The sequence below is a fragment of the Pseudocalidococcus azoricus BACA0444 genome (assembly GCF_031729055.1).
In the GTDB taxonomy this organism is placed as follows: Bacteria; Cyanobacteriota; Cyanobacteriia; order Thermosynechococcales; family Thermosynechococcaceae; genus Pseudocalidococcus; species Pseudocalidococcus azoricus.
Genome location: NZ_JAVMIP010000002.1, coordinates 284,094 through 303,072, shown reverse-complemented (window position 1 = coordinate 303,072; position 18,979 = coordinate 284,094). Strand labels below are relative to the sequence as shown.

The 18,979-nt window shown below is 50.4% G+C and carries 16 protein-coding genes; 7 read left to right on the top strand and 9 right to left on the bottom strand.

Annotated elements, in window-relative coordinates; genetic code table 11:
• Nucleotides 1–7 precede the first annotated feature (7 nt).
• Nucleotides 8–1,531 carry an NADH-quinone oxidoreductase subunit M gene (locus RIF25_RS03895; protein ID WP_322877241.1) on the bottom strand — a complete coding sequence of 508 codons (1,524 nt, stop codon included), beginning with the start codon at nt 1,529–1,531 and terminating at the stop codon, nt 8–10.
• 57 nt (nt 1,532–1,588) lie between these two features.
• The gene (locus tag RIF25_RS03890; RefSeq protein ID WP_322877240.1) at nt 1,589–3,430 is read right to left on the bottom strand and encodes an NAD(P)H-quinone oxidoreductase subunit F; all 1,842 of its coding nucleotides are present in this window, start codon (nt 3,428–3,430) and stop codon (nt 1,589–1,591) included.
• 305 nt (nt 3,431–3,735) lie between these two features.
• Here RIF25_RS03890 and RIF25_RS03885 point away from each other — a divergent pair, with 305 nt between their 5' ends.
• Nucleotides 3,736–3,978, top strand: coding sequence for a hypothetical protein (locus tag RIF25_RS03885; RefSeq protein ID WP_322877239.1), 243 nt, complete (start codon nt 3,736–3,738; stop codon nt 3,976–3,978).
• A gap of 81 nt (nt 3,979–4,059) precedes the next feature.
• Here the strand turns inward: RIF25_RS03885 and RIF25_RS03880 are convergent, their stop codons facing one another.
• A complete protein-coding gene (locus RIF25_RS03880) occupies nt 4,060–7,476 on the bottom strand; it encodes a phycobilisome rod-core linker polypeptide (RefSeq protein WP_322877238.1) in 3,417 nt (1,138 codons plus the stop codon).
• A 256-nt stretch (nt 7,477–7,732) separates the two neighbouring features.
• The gene (locus RIF25_RS03875; RefSeq protein WP_322877237.1) at nt 7,733–8,710 is read right to left on the bottom strand and encodes a cell division protein FtsQ/DivIB; all 978 of its coding nucleotides are present in this window, start codon (nt 8,708–8,710) and stop codon (nt 7,733–7,735) included.
• Nucleotides 8,711–9,011: 301 nt separating this feature from the next.
• On the opposite strand from RIF25_RS03875, the gene RIF25_RS03870 reads away from it, so the two are divergent.
• Together RIF25_RS03870 and RIF25_RS03865 are read left to right on the top strand one after the other, a co-directional pair.
• Nucleotides 9,012–9,692, top strand: a complete 681-nt coding sequence (locus tag RIF25_RS03870) for a hypothetical protein (protein ID WP_407682310.1) — start codon at nt 9,012–9,014, stop codon at nt 9,690–9,692.
• A 26-nt stretch (nt 9,693–9,718) separates the two neighbouring features.
• Nucleotides 9,719–9,970: a BolA family protein gene (locus RIF25_RS03865; RefSeq protein ID WP_322877235.1), complete on the top strand. Its 252-nt coding sequence runs from the start codon at nt 9,719–9,721 to the stop codon at nt 9,968–9,970.
• A gap of 11 nt (nt 9,971–9,981) precedes the next feature.
• On the opposite strand, the gene RIF25_RS03860 is transcribed toward RIF25_RS03865, so the two are convergent.
• From RIF25_RS03860 to folB, 5 genes are all read right to left on the bottom strand, one after another.
• On the bottom strand, nt 9,982–10,737 hold the full coding sequence (locus tag RIF25_RS03860; protein ID WP_322877234.1) for a TIGR03943 family putative permease subunit: 756 nt from the start codon (nt 10,735–10,737) through the stop codon (nt 9,982–9,984).
• 5 nt (nt 10,738–10,742) lie between these two features.
• Complete coding sequence (locus tag RIF25_RS03855; RefSeq protein ID WP_322877233.1) at nt 10,743–11,750, bottom strand: permease; 1,008 nt, start codon at nt 11,748–11,750, stop codon at nt 10,743–10,745.
• 133 nt (nt 11,751–11,883) lie between these two features.
• Nucleotides 11,884–12,069 (bottom strand): DUF2283 domain-containing protein, encoded by a 186-nt coding sequence (locus RIF25_RS03850; protein ID WP_322877232.1) that lies wholly within the window; start codon nt 12,067–12,069, stop codon nt 11,884–11,886.
• Nucleotides 12,070–12,112: 43 nt separating this feature from the next.
• Nucleotides 12,113–12,937 (bottom strand): type I methionyl aminopeptidase, encoded by an 825-nt coding sequence (gene map, locus RIF25_RS03845; protein WP_322877231.1) that lies wholly within the window; start codon nt 12,935–12,937, stop codon nt 12,113–12,115.
• Between the two features lie 70 nt (nt 12,938–13,007).
• The gene (gene folB, locus RIF25_RS03840) at nt 13,008–13,382 is read right to left on the bottom strand and encodes a dihydroneopterin aldolase (RefSeq protein WP_322877230.1); all 375 of its coding nucleotides are present in this window, start codon (nt 13,380–13,382) and stop codon (nt 13,008–13,010) included.
• Nucleotides 13,383–13,591: 209 nt separating this feature from the next.
• Between folB and aqpZ the strand changes: the two genes are divergently transcribed.
• The 4 genes from aqpZ to lepA all read left to right on the top strand — a co-directional run bounded on the left by aqpZ (nt 13,592) and on the right by lepA (nt 18,963).
• On the top strand, nt 13,592–14,350 hold the full coding sequence (gene aqpZ / locus RIF25_RS03835) for an aquaporin Z (protein WP_322877229.1): 759 nt from the start codon (nt 13,592–13,594) through the stop codon (nt 14,348–14,350).
• 173 nt (nt 14,351–14,523) lie between these two features.
• Nucleotides 14,524–15,543, top strand: a complete 1,020-nt coding sequence (locus RIF25_RS03830) for a bifunctional nicotinamide-nucleotide adenylyltransferase/Nudix hydroxylase (protein WP_322877228.1) — start codon at nt 14,524–14,526, stop codon at nt 15,541–15,543.
• Between the two features lie 148 nt (nt 15,544–15,691).
• Nucleotides 15,692–17,080: a nicotinate phosphoribosyltransferase gene (locus tag RIF25_RS03825; protein WP_322877227.1), complete on the top strand. Its 1,389-nt coding sequence runs from the start codon at nt 15,692–15,694 to the stop codon at nt 17,078–17,080.
• A 68-nt stretch (nt 17,081–17,148) separates the two neighbouring features.
• Nucleotides 17,149–18,963, top strand: coding sequence for a translation elongation factor 4 (gene lepA / locus RIF25_RS03820; RefSeq protein WP_322877226.1), 1,815 nt, complete (start codon nt 17,149–17,151; stop codon nt 18,961–18,963).
• Nucleotides 18,964–18,979 lie beyond the last annotated feature (16 nt).

Genomic DNA, 18,979 nt, shown 5'->3' with positions numbered 1-18,979 from the left:
ACTGGGTTTACTGGGCAATTAAATCTGGAACATCGGCTGCCAAAGTTGGAATCGGCGGCTGGGCAATGATGGCGGAGGGTAAGTTCGGGGCAGCCGCAATCATGGCCGCAGTTGTAGATTCTGGCCAACGGACTAACCCAGACGGTTGAATCCCAAAATAGAAAATTACCAAGACTAAAATCAGGGCTGGGACTCGCTCATTCCACTCCACCTTGGGAAAATAGGCGATGTCGTTATCCAGTTTGCCAAAACAGGTGCGGTTCAAGAGAATGACAAAATAGACTGCCGTTAAGCCCGTCCCGACCAGACAGAGTAATGTTTGGACTGGGAAAATTGCATAGCTGCCTTGGAAAACCAAAAATTCCGAAATAAACCCGACCAGGCCGGGGATCCCCGCACTAGCCATACCACCAAGGATCAACAAGGCACTGACTAAGGGCAAGCCCCGAATCGGATTCATTAAACCATTGAGGACATCCAGTTCCCGTGTTCCCACTTTAGTTTCAATCACCCCAACGAGATGGAACAGAATTGCCAAGATCAGCCCATGAGCCACCATTTGGGAGACTGCCCCAACCAAACTCAAATCCGTTAGAGCCGCCCCACCCAGCAAGATATAGCCCATATGCCCAATGGAACTGTAGGCCACCATCCGTTTAATATCTTTCTGGGCAATGGCCACCGTCGCCCCATAGAGAACACTAACGACTGCCCAGGTAGCTAGGCCAGGGGCTAAGGTTGCCCAAGCATCAGGAAACAATCCCAAGCCAAACCGGAAAATCCCGTAAGCACCTAACTTTGCCAAAACCCCCCCGAGCAAAATTGCAATTGGAGTCGAAGCCGCCACATAGGTATCGGGGAGCCAAGTATGGAGAGGAACGAGGGGAATTTTGATCCCAAACCCCACCAAAATCAAGCCCAGCAAGACAATCTGCAACCAGGCCGGTAAGGCGTTCCCCATCGCGGCTTCATAGGCAAAACTCTCTGCACCCTGCACCCATACTAAGCTCAGGAAAGCCGCTAAAATCAAGGCTCCAGAGACGGCCGTATAGAGCAAAAATTTAATTGCGGCATAGTTGCGCTTCTCCCCACCCCAAATCGAGATCAGCAGATAAAACGGGACTAACTCCACTTCATAGAAGAGGAAAAACAGCAGTAAATTCTGGGCTAAAAATGCGCCGGCCACCCCACCCGCAACCAAAAGAATCAGACTGTAAAACAGCCGGGGCCGCTCAATTTGTTCTTTGCTGCTGTAGATAGCAATCCAGGTTAAAAAACTATTCAGGACTAACAAGGGCAATGAAAGACCATCCACCCCCAATTGATAGTTCAGACCCAAGGCATTCAACCAAGGGAGAAACTCCGGAAATTGCGGCAGTGGCTCAGCCAGATTGAAGTTCACGGCAATCCATAAACTCCAGGCCAGGCCCAGGCCACTGATGGTCAATGCTGCTAATTTCAGAAAGCGAAGGGGGATGAGGGGAATAGCCAAAGCCCCCAATATCGGCAACCAAATTAAGGTACTCAACATAGTTTGTCAACCCAAATCAGAAGTTAAGACGTGTAGTATCGGGATAGCAAAGGGAGCTTAGGGGAGTAACAGTCGCCAGGTAATCCAGGCCACAAAAACGGTCAAACCCACCACAATCGTAAAAATATAGGCTTGTCCACGACCGGTATTGCTGTATTTCAAGGTTTCACCCCCGAATAAGGATACAATCCCCACCAAGTTGACCACGCCATCAACAATGAAGCGATCAAACCAATCCACAATCCGAGAAGTCCAGTCCACAACAAAAACAATGCTGGAGCGATAGATTTGCGGCGTATAAAGGTCATAGGCAAACAGGGCCTGGACTTTTTTCCAGGGGAGTTCAATGGGTTTGGGAATACTTTGCCCAACATAGACCACTGCTCCCAGGCCAGCCCCCAACAAGGTTGACCAAATCAACAGCAAAGCCAAACTCTTGTTGAGAACAGCCCAACTGGGTAATAAATCAAGGGACTGGAGAATCAAGGGCAAATGCAATACTATTCCCAGCACAAACGTCATCGGCAAGGTAATTAACCAGATATTTTCCGGTGAGCGTTCCGTCATGGGTTGGGGCTTGCCGGCAAAAATCAGCCCAAATTCCCGCGTCATGGCAAAGGCCGCCAGGGCATTGACGACTAATACAATCCCGACTAAGACCGGATGGGACTCCCACAGGCCATCAGTAAGCTGCAACAGGGCCCAAAAGCCACCAAAGGGCGGGAGTGCCACTAACCCCGCTAGACCGACTAAAAAGCTAATCCCCACAATCGGCCGACGAGTCCACAGTCCTCCCAATTGGGTTAAGTCTTGGGTAATGTTGTTCAAGACAATGGAACCAGTACTCATCACCAACAGGGCCTGGGCCAAGGCATGGGTCAAAATCAACAACAAGGCGGCCTGGGTTTGGCCCGTACCCACGGCAATGAAGATCAAGCCCATGTAGGCACTAACGGTATAGGACAGTGAGCGTTTAATATCAATTTGGGCAATGGAAATTAAGGTGCCACCAATGGCTGTCAAGGCTCCAATGGCAATCGTGGCAGTGACAACAACCGGAGACAAGGCTAAGACGGGTTGTAATTTGACTAAAACCCAGGCCCCGGTAGCGACGACTACGGAATTCCGCAAAATCGTACTCGGTAGCGGCCCCTCCATTGCCTCATCCAACCAGAGATGTAAGGGAAACTGAGCGCATTTCCCCATCGGCCCCGCCAAAAGCCCCAAGCCCACCAATGTCGCTAAAGTTGGATCCACATTGGCCGTTTTTGCCCAGGCCGCTAAGCCATTAAAATCCCAAGTTCCAGCCAAGGGGTAAATTGCTAAGACCCCCATTAACAAGAAGAGGTCACCAACCCGTTTTGTTAAGAAGGCATCGCGGGCCCCAGTCACCACTAACGGCTGGTTGTACCAAACTCCCACTAGAAGATAGGTTCCCAAGGTAAGAATTTCTAGAATCATGTAGCCAAAAAATAGGGAATTACAGAGGACTAAGGCACACATCCCCGCCTCAAACATGGCCAGCATCGCAAAGAATCGTGACCAGCCCCAGTCCATTTCCAAGTAGCCGACTGCATAGACTTGAGCCAAGGCATTTAAGCCCGTAATCACCACACAGGCCCCAATCGTCACTGCCGAGATTTCCAGGGGTAAGGTCAGGTCTAGTCCCGCCACATTTAACCAAGGAAAGTTCAGGTATTGGGGGGGAAGTTGCCAGGCCTGGGGCAAGACGAACAGACTATGTATCAGGGCAAGCAGTGAAAATATCAGGTTGGCATAACCCGCCGGCCTCGGCCCCGTCAGCCGAATTAGTCCAGGAGACCAAAAAATCGACAGGATCATCCCCATGATTGGATAGCTGGGGATCAGCCAAGCAGTATCTAATAAAAAGTGAGCCATAGAAATTACCAGGAGGGTGGGATGCAGGCTAAGTTAGTCCATTCCACTTATAGAAGGGAACAGGAACTATCAAGGAAAGGCAAAGACTTATCTCAATAGATTTAAGTGTAATTGTTTATAGTCAAAAGTCAATTACCTTTGTGATCCCAATAGGGTTAAATCTATAAAATTTACTGATAACTCTCGCTTATAGGGCGATGCTTGCTGCCCGGAGGCAGAGGCTTTCCCGAGACCATGACTTACATTATTTTGACCCATAAGCGTCTCCAGGATATTGCCAGCTAAGGTTTTTCACAGGGGATTATATGGAGTCCTCCCTCCCCCAAGAGATATCTACCAGGAGCGGGGATCAACTCAACATTAGTCCAAGGCGCAACGACCGCTTAAATCCATTCCCAACACCTCAGATGGGGATCAATCACCTACTAAAGTGGGTAGTTTCGACTAGCGGGCTGGGACTAATGAATATGCTCGCAACCGTTAAAGGACATCAGGGCTGTCGGTTGGATACCAGTCTCTGTCACCAGGCCCCGGAACTCATCCCTTAGAATCTCAACCGCCAAAAAGGGGCCAGATCAATGAAGATCTAGGCCCCTAGTTGAGAATCAACAGAATATCAGGAGTCAAACTTAACGGCTAAACTGCCCACCTAACAAGGAAGGAGATAGATCCGACCAAGATTGCTTGACCAAATCCGTATCGGCCTGGACACTGCCCAGATAATTGCCCGCGGGCAAGGTGGGGAAGCGTTTATAGGGGACAACATCCTCACCGAAGAAGCGAGCATATTCAGGGCTTTCTACCATCACATCCACTGCTGCCTTGAGACCTTGATCGGCAAGGATTTTATTGTACTGGCGAATCTCGGCCTGGGTGGCGGGGGCACGTCCCAACAAATGCCGGAACAGGAACTCAATCACTTTGGTATTGGGATAGGGCGTATAGAAGCGATTCCGGTAAATTTCGGAACTCGCCAATGTCCGCACAAATTCCCGCACTGAAATTTCCCCGTTGCGTAACTTGCTTTCCAACTCCGAGCGGCGGAACTGGGCCGGCACCTGACCACTAAAAACATCCATGACTTGGACATAGATAGCATTGATGACCAAATCCGTTTCCGAGCGAGAGGCCCCTATGGTAGAGCGATAAATCCGGGCGGGGCGGCGGCGGCTAGTCCCAACTCCGACTTCTACAGATTGCCCATCCCCGTTACTGAAGGAACGACCCAGTTGGATAAACCGGGGTAGGCTGGGGTCTCCTTTGCGATCTAAGGCTTTGATCTGGGCAAGGGCCTGGGTTGCCAAAGGCAAGCTGCTGCTATCTAAACTTGGCTTGACCGGGGCAAAACTGGGCACAACAATCGCATCGTTCTGCTTCGTCAGTTGGTTATAGAGCTTCTCGGTGTTGGGGAAGTTAGCGGCGGGCAACGTGGGGAAGCGGCGATAGGGAACCGTATCTTCACCAAAGGCCTCGGCATATTCCGCACTCCCCACCAAGGCAGCAATAAAGGCTTTTAACCCCTGACTGGCCAAAATTTGGTTGTATTGACGAATCTCGGCCTGGTTGAGGGGGGCGCGACCCAGGAAGTGCTTCGTGCCCAATTCAATCACCTTAGTGTTGGGATAGGGGGTGTAGAACTCCTTGAGATAGAGGCTGGAAATTCCCAGGCCCTCAATGAACTCCTTCAGGGTAATTTCGCCGTTGCCCAACTTGGATTCGAGAACCGTAAATTCATTCCCAATCACATAGGGGGCAATGTCCCGCTCAAAGATTTGCCGATAGGCCGCATTGATGACAATATCCAGATTGGTCTTATCCGCCAGAGTGGTGAGCTTGAAGACCTTGGTTTGCTGCCGTTGCTTGGAAACCCCTTGGTTGGCCCGGAAGGAAATGGCTGGGGCCGTCCGCAGTTCCGTAACTTCACCCAATTCGACAAAGCGAGGAGTTACGTCCTTCTCGGCCTGGATACCCGTTTCCCCAATGGAGCCAAGGCGCAGAGACCGCAGAGCCACACCAGAGGGGGTTAAATACCGCTCATAAGGAACTGTATCTTCCCCGAAGGCCTGGCTGTATTCGTCCGTATCGAGGATGGCATCCACAACGGCATAGAACCCCTTCTTAGAGGCAATATCGAAGTATTTGTTGATCTCCTGACGACCGTAGGTCGGCCGACCCAATAACCGCCGATGGATATACTCAATGGCTTTGGTGACGTATAGCGGTGTCCAGTAAAGGCTGCGGAACAGATTGGACTTGGCCAACAGCCGGACAAATTCCCGCACTGTAATCTCGCCATTTTCCAGTTTAATTTCCGCAACTTTTTGCCGTTGTCCAGAATAGACATCCCGACCAAAGACTTGTAAGTAGGTGGCCCGAATCACGGCCTGGGTAGAACTTTCGGCAAATTTGACACTGGCCCCACCGGTGTTGATGGTGCGCTTACCAATCCGGGCATCAATACTGGGGAGTTGATCCAGCTTAAAGACCTTGGGTCCAAGGGAGCCAGGAGCGACACCACGGGCAGTAGGATTACTCAGTTGGTTATTAATTCCCGCCCCCTGATTGATCAAAATCCGGCGGGTGTCTTTACTGAAGGGTTGGGGATTGGCCGCCGGATTGCGGGTTTCTTTCGGGAAAATGGCCCCAAATTGAATCTCGAGGGGATCATTCCCAGAGCCATAGACGTGCTGATCCGGTAAGGGCTGATCTTGGGCCGCAAAGGTGGTGATAAATTGGGGAACTTTCCGGAACGGCGCACTGTACTTAAACAGGTTTTGTTGGGCCCCCCAGTTGCGACATTCCTGAGCTTCCTGACCCAGGCCCCGCAGGTAAGGCACCGTTTCCTCGCCAAAGTAATCGCTATACTCTTTGGAATCCACTAAGGCATCCACAAGGGCCGGTAATCCGCCATTGGAGATAATTGAGAAGTACTTCTGCACCTCTTCCCGACTGGAGGGGCCACGGCCGAGGATGTGACGGAAGGCTAATTCAATCACCCGACTGTTAATAAACGGTTCGTAGAAGTTTTTCCGATAGAGGGGTGATTTAGCTAAACGGCGAACAAATTCCTTCATGGAAATGCTGCCATTTTTGACCTTGGATTCTAAGTCGGAAATCCCCAGACTGTAGGCCCGCGTAATATCTCGCTCAAAGATTTGCCGATAGGCTGCTTTGACAACATCCGCTTTTTCCGTGCTGGACAGGCCAGGCTTCATCGCATATTTGGGGCGACGCTCGGCAGCATTGAAGTAAATCTGGGGCAGTTGTAAGCCTTGGGCATCGGTGGTTGGCCGTTGCCGGACTTTGTCCGAAGGAGACGGGGCCACAAACTCATTGATCAGGACTTCAAAGTACTGCCCGACAATACTTTCGGCCTCTTTGTCGCCACGGAAATAGCTCAAGGCCGCCCGTTGCATTTCCTGGAGAGCCACAATCGTTGCATCTGTCGAACAGGCCGCTTCAATGATTTCCCGCAATCCCCGCGTATTAACTGCAATGATGTTGGGATCACCAGCCACAATGGCATAGGTGGTATAGCGCAAGAACCAATCCAAGTCCCGTAAAGACTTCTGCATCCGTTCTGGGCCATAGCGAGCAATGTTGATGGGCTTAAAGCCGGCTGGAGCAGCACCGCTACCCGTGGCACTAAAGACAGAGCGCAATCCCTCTAAGAACCCCCCACGGGTATCGACATAGGTGGCAGTCCCTAGGGTCATAGCCTCTTGCATATCAATGGCTTTACCCACTGCACCCGCAGTAAATTTCGGGGTGTCGTCAGCCGCTGGGCGAGACAGAAAAGCCATGGGAGACCCACCCACGAAAATTCGGTTTGCGGCACGGGAGACGATAATTTCCGAGTTGCGGGTTAATGTTGTGGCAATATCAATACGTTTACTGCCAGAACCGAGATAGACCGCGAGTTCATCTAATTCTCCCCGACTGAGAAAGCGATCTTGCTGCTCAGCTTGAATAATTGTGGAAACGGGGACGGTTTGATATAGTTGCGGGCGGGCAACCAAACTTCCACCACTTGCCTTAACAACCATGGTTTTTTAAAGGCTCCCTTAAAAATTTAATTTGTGCAGTGCGTTTACTAAAGATTAAAACGATTCGGGTGATCCCAGGCCAAACCTTAAGAAATGTATCAAAACTCGCTCCAAAACCTGGATTCTATCTATCTGTACTCATGGTTGGAAAGGAGTTAATCTATGGTTTTCCGGTGGGTCTTGCTTGAACTGGCTCAGTCTAGGGCGCAACTTTCTGAAATCTGATTCTCAAGACTCGGCCAGTTCTCCGCAGGTTTTAAGGACTTCTCAGGGGAATGGGGGTGGCAAAACTGGGGGTTGGGCTTGGAGATGAGGGGGTGGGCAGTGAATTCCTGGCCTGGCTAGGCTTGCTCTGGTTGGGACGAACAACGGTGGTTTTCATTTGGAGTAGGGGTTCATCGGGATTAACTAAGTCAATGTAAACCAGTTGCTGGGGATTGAGGTATTGGGGGAGTTGCTGAAGGCGTTTCAAGGCCGCCAGTTGGGCCGGCAGGCGGGGGCTATAGGCTCCTAAATGCACGGGGCCAAAACGAGTTTGCAGGATGATATTGCGGGGATTTTGCCAATCGATTTCCTGGACATCCATATCCAGGCCAGCTACGAGAGGAAATAGGGTTTGCCATTCCTTTTGCCGTTGGGGGTCAATTTCCATGATTGAGGCAGAACCAGCTTGGCTGGGGATAAAATAACCTCGGAGCTTGGGATAGCTGGCCGGGGATTGGAGTTGATCATTGACGTAACTGGTACGAGGAGCCACCAGGCCTTGGGCATCTAACATCCAAATACTGGCTGGGCCCTGTTCCAAGTTGGCAGGACTTTTAATTCGACAACGCTCACAGAGAACTATCGCCACTGGCAAACGCTCATCAATTCCGACAATCAGGGTCGGGGGAAACAAATGGCGCGCAATGGTCACCCGCTGCACCGGTAAGGTGGCTTCCAGGCCTTGGATAATCCCTTGGGGGTTAAGCCTCAGCAAGGATTGGGGATACCTCACGGGCAAAAGGGCCTGGATCGCCTCGGTTTTGAGAAGTTTATGACCAACAATGGTGACTTGGCTGGGTTGATGAATCATCCAATCCGGTAGGGTTAAGCCCCAGGCCAAGCTACCCGTTAGCCCCATCAATACACCCGTGCGCCAGATATTGGCTAAACTTCGCAGCCGTTTTTGGGTTTTTAACTGTTTGCGCCGCTGTTGAATCGAGTCAATGGTAGTTACTTTAGAAGACGGCACTGATAACCCCTGGCCTCGCCCAACAACATTCCAGCCCAGCCCTGAATGGATAGACTTACCAATCCTCTCGAACCCTTAGCTATAAACACCGCAACACCTTAGACTCTATCTATTAACCGGCCGGAGAAGCCATCCGTTCAAGATCGTAAAGATTAAAGTACCATTCTAGGGAGATGTTGCTCCTCTGACCTGGGAGGCCATCCAGGCCTGGTGATAAGATACCCGATGGCAGACCTAGCAACATTTGGAACTTACGATTGGTCATGGTTGTCATTTTTATTTTAAGCAAAGGGACTATTTCATGATGGGATTGCCACGCCCTCCATTTCTCCTGCGGTTATGCTTGCGGCCATATTTAATGTTGCCTCTGTTGGGTCTAGGAATCCTTTCGGGGCCTGGCCTGGCACAGTCGAGTGGAACTACAGGAACCCCTGGCGCAACAGCCCCCAATGTGGAAGTGGTTACCCCAGCCTTACCTGCGGGCACAGCCTATACCATTGCCGGGGGACAACGCTTGATTGATGAGGCCGCCACCGCCGTCAACAGTCAAAATTATGTCCTGGCGGCCCGCAAACTCCTCGAAGCCCGGACAACCATGAACCAACTCTCCAACTATTATCAATCCATTAGCTCCAGCTTTTTGGGCATTGATGCCGCTGCCTCAGATAGTGGTCGTCGGAAAGCCCTAGAGTCAGCCCAAATGCGGGACATTGCCACCTATCAACTGGCCTTAGTCTATCGGGCCAATAATCAACCGGAACTGGCAATTCCGCTCCTAGTCGAAATTCTGCGCAGTCAAAACCCAACTCGGGAACTCGGGCAAAAATCCTATCAACAATTGGTAGAACTCGGCTTTATGGATGTGGTCTTTCCCCGTGGCCCCGTTGGTGCGCCGCTGCCCAGTCCGGCAAATACTCCCGCCAGTCCCGCCCCCACTCCCCCAGCCAATCCGGCCCCCGCTTCTGCCCCCCAGGCCAAATAGTCCCTAGGAACCTACCTGAGCGATTTATGATTACTCCTGAGCAACTCACCCAACTGATTCAATCTCAACTCCCCGATGCCGTAGTAGCGGTAGAAGACTTGACGGGTGGTGGCGATCACTACCAGGCCACGGTGGTTTCTGAGTCCTTTATTGGCAAACGCTTAGTTCAACAGCATCAAATGGTCTATGGCTGCTTAACAACGGTCATGGCCACCAATGAACTCCATGCCTTAGCCCTGAAAACCCTCACTCCCCAGGAATGGTCTGGGCAAGCCTAAGGAGGAAATATTCAGGTTGCAAAGGGGTTATCCGGTTGGGGAATTGGGATCACCTCTTGGGCCTGGATTGTCAGTTGTCGTTGTCCATCAAGGGTTGCGGTGATCATGCGGCCTTTGACCCGATACCACTGGTCAGCGGGATATTGGCTCCGAGGTTGAGGCAATTTGACCGCCAGGCCAACCGGGTAAGCATCGGCCGCGCAACAGGTAATCACAAACCGAGCCAAGGTCAAGGTGTCATCGGGAAAACTGGCAGGATGGACAGCAAATCCTTCCACATTTACGGGCAGCCCAGAGTAGGCATCGGGTTCAGGATAAATATCCAAGGTTCTGACCCAATCCACGAGGGTGCGTTGCTCTGGAGGGGTATTGGCCCGAAAAGCCTGGGGTTTATTGCGCGTCACGGTGAGGCCGTCTCCCAGGCCCCGATGCACCGCCGTATCACTGTTAAACGGGCGCGGCGTAATGAACAGGCCAATCAGGGCCGTTACCACCAGTAACCAACTCATCCAGCTTGGCGGCAGGAGGGAAAGATGCTGGAGGGGCATTACCTGTTTTTTGGCCAACCGGCGAGCCTGGAGGATCGCAATTCCTAGGAGAATAAACCCAGAAATAATTGCCAGAGGGAAATAATTGGGATGGATCAGCAACCCCAGCCGTCCCCAGAGCCAAAACAGGAGAAATAAGACCCCCCACAGGCCCAGGGCCGCCACTGTCACCCATTCTTGGCGATACCACTGTTTGGCAATAACTGGGAACATCTGCATTCGGATTAGCTCCAGCGCAAATTAACAAACAAACAGAAGAAAAAAGTTAGTTGGGCAACAATCGCAAAAATATAAATCAGGGCGCGGGGACGGAAAATCGTTAGTAACAGCCCAATTCCCTTGAGATCCACCATCGGCCCCAAGACGAGGAAGGCCAAAAGAGAACCAGGGGTAAAGGTCGCGGCAAAGGCCAAGGCAAAAAAGGCATCCACTGTGGAGCAAATGGAAATCACTGCCCCCAAAATCATCATGGTGATAACGGAAATAATCGGCCCCTGACCTAAGCCCAAGACCACATCCCGCGGCACCGCCACCTGGACAATCGCAGCAATCAAACTCCCCAGAATCAAAATCCCTCCCAACTCTCGCAGTTCTTGAATGGTGTTGTCTAAAAGGAGAGGTAAACGGGCAGCCCAACTGAGGGTGGCGGGGGCGGGTGGAGCCAGGGTTAAGGCCAAGGTATCAGCAGCCACAGGTTGACCCGGTTGATCCAGCCAGTAGGTTCCCCCCCGCAAAAGGGCACTTTCCAGAGCTGGTTTACCTTGGGGGACAATGGCGTTCATGGCGGGTTGCAGAAACGGTGTTAAATCTTTTTGGACGCTGAACACCGCCCCAACAACCGTGGCAATCACCAGGGTAAAGAGAATACGCAAGACTACAATTTCTGGTTGATCCCGAAAGGCGACCCAAGTGGCCCAAATCACAATGGGATTAATGGTCGGGGCGGCTAAGAGAAACCCCATGGCCACAGAAGTCGGCACACCTTGGGCCAATAATCGCCGGGCCACAGGCACATTGCCACATTCGCAGACCGGGAACATAAACCCCATCAAACTGCCCGCCAAGGCCCCGGCCAAAGCATTGCGAGGCATTAAAGCCACCAGGCGACGTTCATCGACAAAGAGGAGCAATAACCCTGACAGCAACACTCCCAATAGTAAAAAGGGAATTGCTTCCACTAGCAAACTTAAAAACAGCGTATAACCGCTTTGAAATTGGCTGACTACATCCATACCAGGCCTGGGATCACGGCATACCCTAAACTACAGGTCAGTTCTTAGACCCATGCGCATCTCAATAAGTTGCCCTTCAGTGTATCAGGGTTCATGGCCTGGTTTCTGGGCTTATATTGCTTCTAATAAGATCTTATCCAATCTTATCCAAAGACCCAGAACTGCGTTGGCTCAGATATAAAACCTCAATTCCGACAATTTTCCCCTGATCATTAAAGTCGAAGATAATCCCCTCGCTGACTTCCTCCGATGCGCTAATTGGGCTGTCATCCAAGCGGATATGCAAGGCATCATCGGCCTGATGCACCACAATTTTCATTTTACTCTCCGATCGAAAAAGACAGTAACAATCCGCTATGTCTCTAAAGTCCCCGCCGATCCGTCAGGATTTCGTGGCCTGTTTTGGTGACTAGGACAGTATGTTCAAACTGGGCCGAGAGAGAATTATCCACCGTCACGGCTGTCCAGCGATCCCCTAAGATGCGGACATTTTTCGAGCCAGCATTGAGAATGGGTTCAATCGCTAAGGTCATTCCTTCCCGGAGGCGGACATTTTTTAGCTCATTAGTACGGAAATTAAACACCGAGGGTTCTTCGTGGAGATTCCGCCCCACCCCATGCCCAGTAAAGTCTTCCACGATAACAAAACCGTTAGCTTCCACATGGTCTTGAATCGCCCCGGCCAAGTCGAGAATGTAATTACCCTCTTTGACCTGTTCAATCCCCTTAAAGAGCGCTTCTTCCGCAACTCGCACCAGCTTGGCGGCCTCTGGAGTGACCTCTCCGACAGCAATGGTGATGCAGGAATCTCCGTGAAAGCCATTGAAATAGGCCCCGGTATCGACTTTGACAATATCCCCGTTGCGAATCGTTTTCCGTTTGCTGGGAATGCCGTGAACCACTTCATGATTGATGCAGGAACAAATGGAAGCGGGAAACCCCTGATAGCCCTTAAAACTGGGTGTTGCCCCCATTTCCCGGATGCGTTTTTCGGCATAGGCATCAAGATCCGCAGTGGTCATGCCCGGTTTGATCAGTTCGGAAATTTCCTTGAGAACGGTGGCAACAATGGTTGAGGCCTGACGCATAATCTCAATTTCCCGGCGGGATTTGATTTCAATGCCTTTGCGGGGGCGGGTTTGGACAGGGGCATTGGCGGGGGAGAAGAAGTTCGTCAAAATATTCATGGAGGGCGGCGCGATGGGCATGGGGTATTCTACTTATCTTTTTTAGGATAGTCGTTTCTGCTATCAATTTTCAGGCCTGGGGGGGGGCGGTGCGATTCCGGCAAATTTGAATCGTGATCTGACCGGTGTAATCGGGAATGGGTGGGGCGAGTTTGGTGAGATGAACTTCAACGGCTTGGACTTGCGGAAATCCCAGGCCAAGGGCGGCAATTTCTCCGGCGAGTGTTTCGACTAAAGTAAAGCGTTGGCTGGTAAAGAGATATCTAATTTGGGCAATTACATCGCGATAGTCGAGGGCCTGGTTGAGATCATCGGTTTGGATGGCCGGTTCTAAGTCGAGCCACAGTTTTAGATCTACTTGAAACCATTGCCCCAAAATTTGTTCTTCGGGGAGCGCGCCTGTGTAGCCGTAATAGCGTTGGCCGGGGAGATAAATACAATCCATTAGTTTAATATTTAAGCTTTCTTTAATTTAGAGGTTGGATGAGGCGTTGTAATTCCGATTAGAAAATAACTATTTCTTAAGTAATTTTCGGGCCAAATTCACTTAAATTGGGTTCAGATCGCCCCATAGCTGGCTACATGGCCGGGGGTAGTCTCTCATTTAATTAACTATCACGCATGAAATTAAATTTATTCTGGGGAGAGTAAATAATGCCGTTAATGACACGCTGTTTAGCGGAACTGATTGGCACATTCTGGTTAGTGCTGGGGGGATGCGGGAGTGCCGTCTTGGCCGCTGGGTTTCCCTATAGTGCCGTTGTCGAGAAAGATCCCAACTTTTTTGGTCTGGGCTTTTTAGGGGTGGCCTTGGCCTTTGGGTTAACAGTTCTGACGATGGCTTTTGCGATTGGCCATATTTCCGGCTGTCACCTAAATCCGGCAGTCTCCTTTGGGTTATGGGCCGGGAAGCGGTTTCGCAGTTCGGAATTATTACCCTACATTATCGCTCAGGTGATTGGGGCGGTCATTGCCGGTGGCCTGGTCTATTTAATTGCTTCAGGACGGGGCGGTGGCTTTGTCTTAGGGGGCAGTAATCCCTTGGCGACTAATGGCTTTGGGGCCCATTCTCCGGGGGGCTATGGCCTGGTGGCAGCATTGATTACTGAGGTTGTCATGACCTTTATGTTTCTGCTGGTGATTTTAGGTGCAACGGATAAACGGGCCCCCCAAGGATTGGCTCCAGTTGCGATTGGTTTGTGCTTAACCCTGATCCACTTGATTAGTATTCCAGTCACCAATACCTCTGTGAACCCAGCCCGCAGTACCGGAGTTGCTTTGTTTGCCGGAGTTGAGTTGATTAGCCAACTATGGTTGTTTTGGTTAGCACCAATTGTGGGAGCGATTGCGGCCGGGTATGTCTATCTCAATGTCTTTGAAGTGGCCAGTTCAGAACCAGAATCAGCTGAATAAGAAAATACGTCAACCTAAATCTTAACCCGGCCCCGCTTTTGACAGCCTTATATTTTGGCTCATCGGCGGGGTTTTATTATGCCTGGATGTTCTTGCTTGACGAGTTTTGGTAAGTTTTACTATAATTAAGCTAGTTCTCGGAGAGAGAATGTTATTTAGCCAGGGAGTCTGGTATGACAATAGAATATCAATTTGGCATCTATATTGGCCGCTTCCAACCGTTTCATTTTGGGCATTTGCAAACCCTGAAGCTGGCCTTAGAGAAAGTTAATTATTTAATCCTCATCCTGGGAAGTCATCGAGTGGCACCGGATACTCGTAACCCTTGGATAACTGCCGAACGAATTGAGATGATCCAGGCCTGTTTGCCCCCAGAACAATTATCTCGGATTCATTTTTTACCCATTCGCGACTGGCTGTACAGTGATAATCTTTGGCTGGCAGCGGTTCAACAACAGGTCTTAACTCTTACCCAAGGAAATCCCTCGGTGGCTGTGTTTGGCCATCACAAGGATGCGTCTTCCTATTACTTAAATCTGTTTCCCCAATGGGATTATGTGGAGACGGGTTCCTATGCCAATTTGCACTCCACAGAGATTCGCAACGCCTATTTTGCCGGGAATCACAACGACTATCAGACCAAAATCCCGCCGGCAATTGCTGACTATTTAGAACAATTTCAAGCCAATCCAAGGTATGCAGCTTTGTGTCAAGAATATCAATTTTTACAATCCTATCAACAGGCCTGGGCAGTCGCTCCCTATCCGCCGATTTTTGTCACGGTTGATGCGGTGGTGGTGCAGTCCGGTCATGTGTTGGTGGTGCGGCGAAAAGCGAGGCCTGGCCTGGGGTTAATTGCATTACCAGGGGGCTTTGTTCAACAGGATGAAACCCTGGTGACGGCGATGTTGCGGGAACTGAAGGAAGAAACGCGCTTGAAAGTGCCATTGCCGGTCTTGCGGGGTTCAATTATTGACAATCATGTCTTTGATAATCCCAGCCGGTCGTTACGGGGACGCACGATTACCCATGCCTATTTTATTCAACTAAAAGGGGGGGAGTTGCCTCCTGTTAAAGGGGGTGATGATGCCGAACAGGCCTGGTGGATGTCTCTAGCCGATTTGTATGCCCAAGAAGATCAGTTTTATGAAGATCATTTCCAAATCATTCAGCATTTTGTCAGTAAGGTTTAGGCTTTGATTCTGCTTGCATAGCGTTTTCGATTAACGTTCATAATTTTGATCCATTTTCAATTCATTTCCCATGACTTTGTGTATTGAGCATTGTCATCGGTATCAACTTATTAATTAATCAAAAAATGACGACTTTTGAGGTGAACTTATGGACTATAACTTGATTCTTGATGTTGATTCCTATAAAGCGAGTCACTGGTTACAATATCCTCCCCAGACAACTGGACTGTATGCCTATGTGGAGAGTCGGGGTGGAAAATATCCCGAAACAGTTTTCTTTGGTTTGCAATACATTTTGAAGCGCTATCTCAGTCAACCCGTCCAGGCCTGGATGGTCGAGGAAGCAGCGGAAGTGTTTGCCTTGCATGGTGTGCCGTTTAATGTGGTGGGGTGGCGGTATATCGTAGACGAACTTCAGGGGCAATTACCGATCCGAATTAAAGCGGTGCCTGAGGGCCTGGTTGTCCCGGTTCATAATGTTTTGATCACGGTGGAATCTACGGATCCGCAAACATTTTGGCTGGTCTCTTGGCTGGAAACCTTGTTAATGCGCGTCTGGTATCCGATTACGGTAGCGACCCAAAGCTGGCAATTAAAACAGTTAATTTATCAATCCCTCCAAGGCACAGCCGATAATCCCGATGCCGAAGTTGGCTTTAAGCTCCATGACTTTGGGGCCCGGGGGGTTTCCAGTTGTGAGTCTTCCGGAATTGGCGGTCTGGCCCATCTGGTCAATTTTTGCGGAACCGATACAGTCCAGGCCTTAGTCTTTGGTCGGAATTACTATCACGCCCCGATGGCCGCTTATTCAATTCCAGCCGCGGAACATTCCACGATCACGGCCTGGGGAGAAGCCCAAGAAGTTGGCGCTTATCGCAATATGTTGAACCAATTTGCCAGGCCTGGGGCAGTGGTTGCCGTCGTTTCGGATTCCTATGATTTATGGAATGCGATTGATCACCTGTGGGGCGAACAGTTACGGCAACAGGTGCTTGACTCTGGGGCAACGGTGGTCATTCGGCCCGACTCTGGGAATCCAGTGGAAGTTGTCACGATGGCTCTGCAAAAACTCGAAACCCATTTTGGCAGTACAGTCAATCAGAAAGGCTATCGGGTGTTAAATTCGGTGCGGTTGATTCAAGGCGATGGGGTGAATCCTGACAGTATTGCCGCAATTTTGGCCAAAACCGAAACGCTGGGGTTTAGTACCAGTAACTTAGCCTTTGGCATGGGCGGGGCGTTGCTGCAAAAACTGAATCGGGATACTCAAAAATTCGCGATGAAATGCAGTGAAGTTACCGTAGCGGGCCAAGCTCAAGGAATTTCTAAAAAACCCATCACCGATCTGAGCAAAACCAGTAAACAAGGACGGCTGGCTCTGGTCAAAACTGAAACGGGCTATCAAACTACTCCCCCTACCTCTGATGATTTGTTAGAGATCGTCTATGAAAATGGTCAACTGCGCCGAGATGAGTCTTTGGAGATGATTAGAAACCGGGCCTGGGTGATGAGAAATACTTGGAACGCTGAGGGTTAATTAACCTGTGTCACAATCTATGTAAGCTTTCTTCACACTTTAGTCGCATTGGCCTGGTTACACCCCCTATGACGGACGCTCCTGTCTCCCACATTCGGAATTTTTCGATTATTGCCCACATTGATCACGGGAAATCTACCCTGGCAGATCGGTTGTTACAGTTTACGGGGACTGTGGCAGACCGAGAAATGAAGGCCCAATTTCTCGACAACATGGACTTAGAACGGGAACGGGGCATTACGATCAAGCTCCAGGCGGCGCGGATGAATTACAAAGGGCTTGATGGGCAAGACTACGTCTTAAATCTAATTGATACCCCCGGCCATGTGGACTTTTCCTATGAAGTCTCGCGGTCATTAGCAGCCTGTGAAGGGGCCTTATTAGTCGTAGATGCCTCCCAAGGGGTTGAGGCCCAAACCCTGGCCAATGTGTATTTAGCTCTAGAAAACAATTTAGAGATTATCCCAGTTCTGAATAAAATTGATCTCCCCGGAGCCGAGCCGGAGCGGGTTAAGGGTGAAATTGAAGAAATTGTCGGCCTGGATTGTTCCCAAGCGGTTCATGCTTCTGCCAAGGAGGGGATTGGGATTCCCGAAATTTTAGAGTCGATTATTCACCTCGTCCCGCCCCCCCAAGATACAGTGGAGCAACCACTGCGGGCTTTGATTTTTGATAGCTATTACGATCCCTACCGCGGGGTGATTGTCTATTTTCGAGTCATGGATGGGCGGCTGAAAAAAGGTGATCGAATTCGCTTAATGGCATCGGGCAAAGAATACGATATTGACGAACTCGGTGTTCTCTCCCCCAGTCAAATCCAAGTCGAGGAACTCCATGCCGGGGAAGTGGGGTATTTAGCCGCCGCGATTAAAACCGTCATTGATGCGCGGGTGGGCGATACGATTACCCTGGCCAGCAAACAAGCCAAAGAACCTCTGCCTGGATATGCCGAAGCCAAGCCGATGGTGTTTTGTGGGTTATTCCCGACCGATGCGGCTCAATTTGAAGATTTACGAGAAGCCCTAGAAAAGCTCAAACTCAATGATGCCGCCCTCAACTACGAGCCAGAAAGTTCCAGTGCCATGGGGTTTGGCTTTCGCTGTGGCTTTTTGGGCCTGCTCCACATGGAAATTGTCCAAGAACGGCTCGAGCGGGAATATAATCTGGATTTGATCATTACGGCTCCCTCGGTGGTCTATCAGGTCACGACCCTCAAAGATGGCGTGATCTTGATTGATAACCCCAGTACCCTTCCGGATCCGCAACATCGGGAAAAAATTGAAGAGCCCTACGTCAAAGTGGAGATGATCACCCCGGAAACCTATGTGGGGACATTGATGGAATTAGCCCAGGCCCGGCGGGGGGTATTTAAGGATATGCGCTATCTGACCCAAGGCCGGACAACCTTAATTTATGAACTCCCCTTGGCGGAAATTGTCACCGACTTTTTTGATCAGATGAAATCTCGTTCCCGCGGCTATGCCAGTATGGAATACCATGTGATTGGCTACCGGGAAAATGATTTGGTCAAGCTGGATATTTTGATCAGTGGCGATCCGGTGGACTCTTTGGCGGCGATTGTCCATCGGGATAAAGCCTATAACGTCGGTCGGGCCTTGGTTTCCAAACTCAAAGACCTAATTCCGCGGCATCAATTCAAAATTCCAATCCAGGCCTCGATTGGCAGTCGGGTGGTGGCCAGTGAAAGTATTCCGGCATTACGGAAAGATGTGTTAGCCAAATGCTACGGTGGCGATATTTCCCGGAAGAAGAAACTGTTAGAAAAACAAAAAGCCGGGAAAAAACGGATGAAAGCCATTGGCAGTGTGGATGTGCCCCAAGAAGCCTTTATGGCCGTGTTGCGCTTGCAAAACGAGTCCTAGCTGTCCAGGCCTGGAA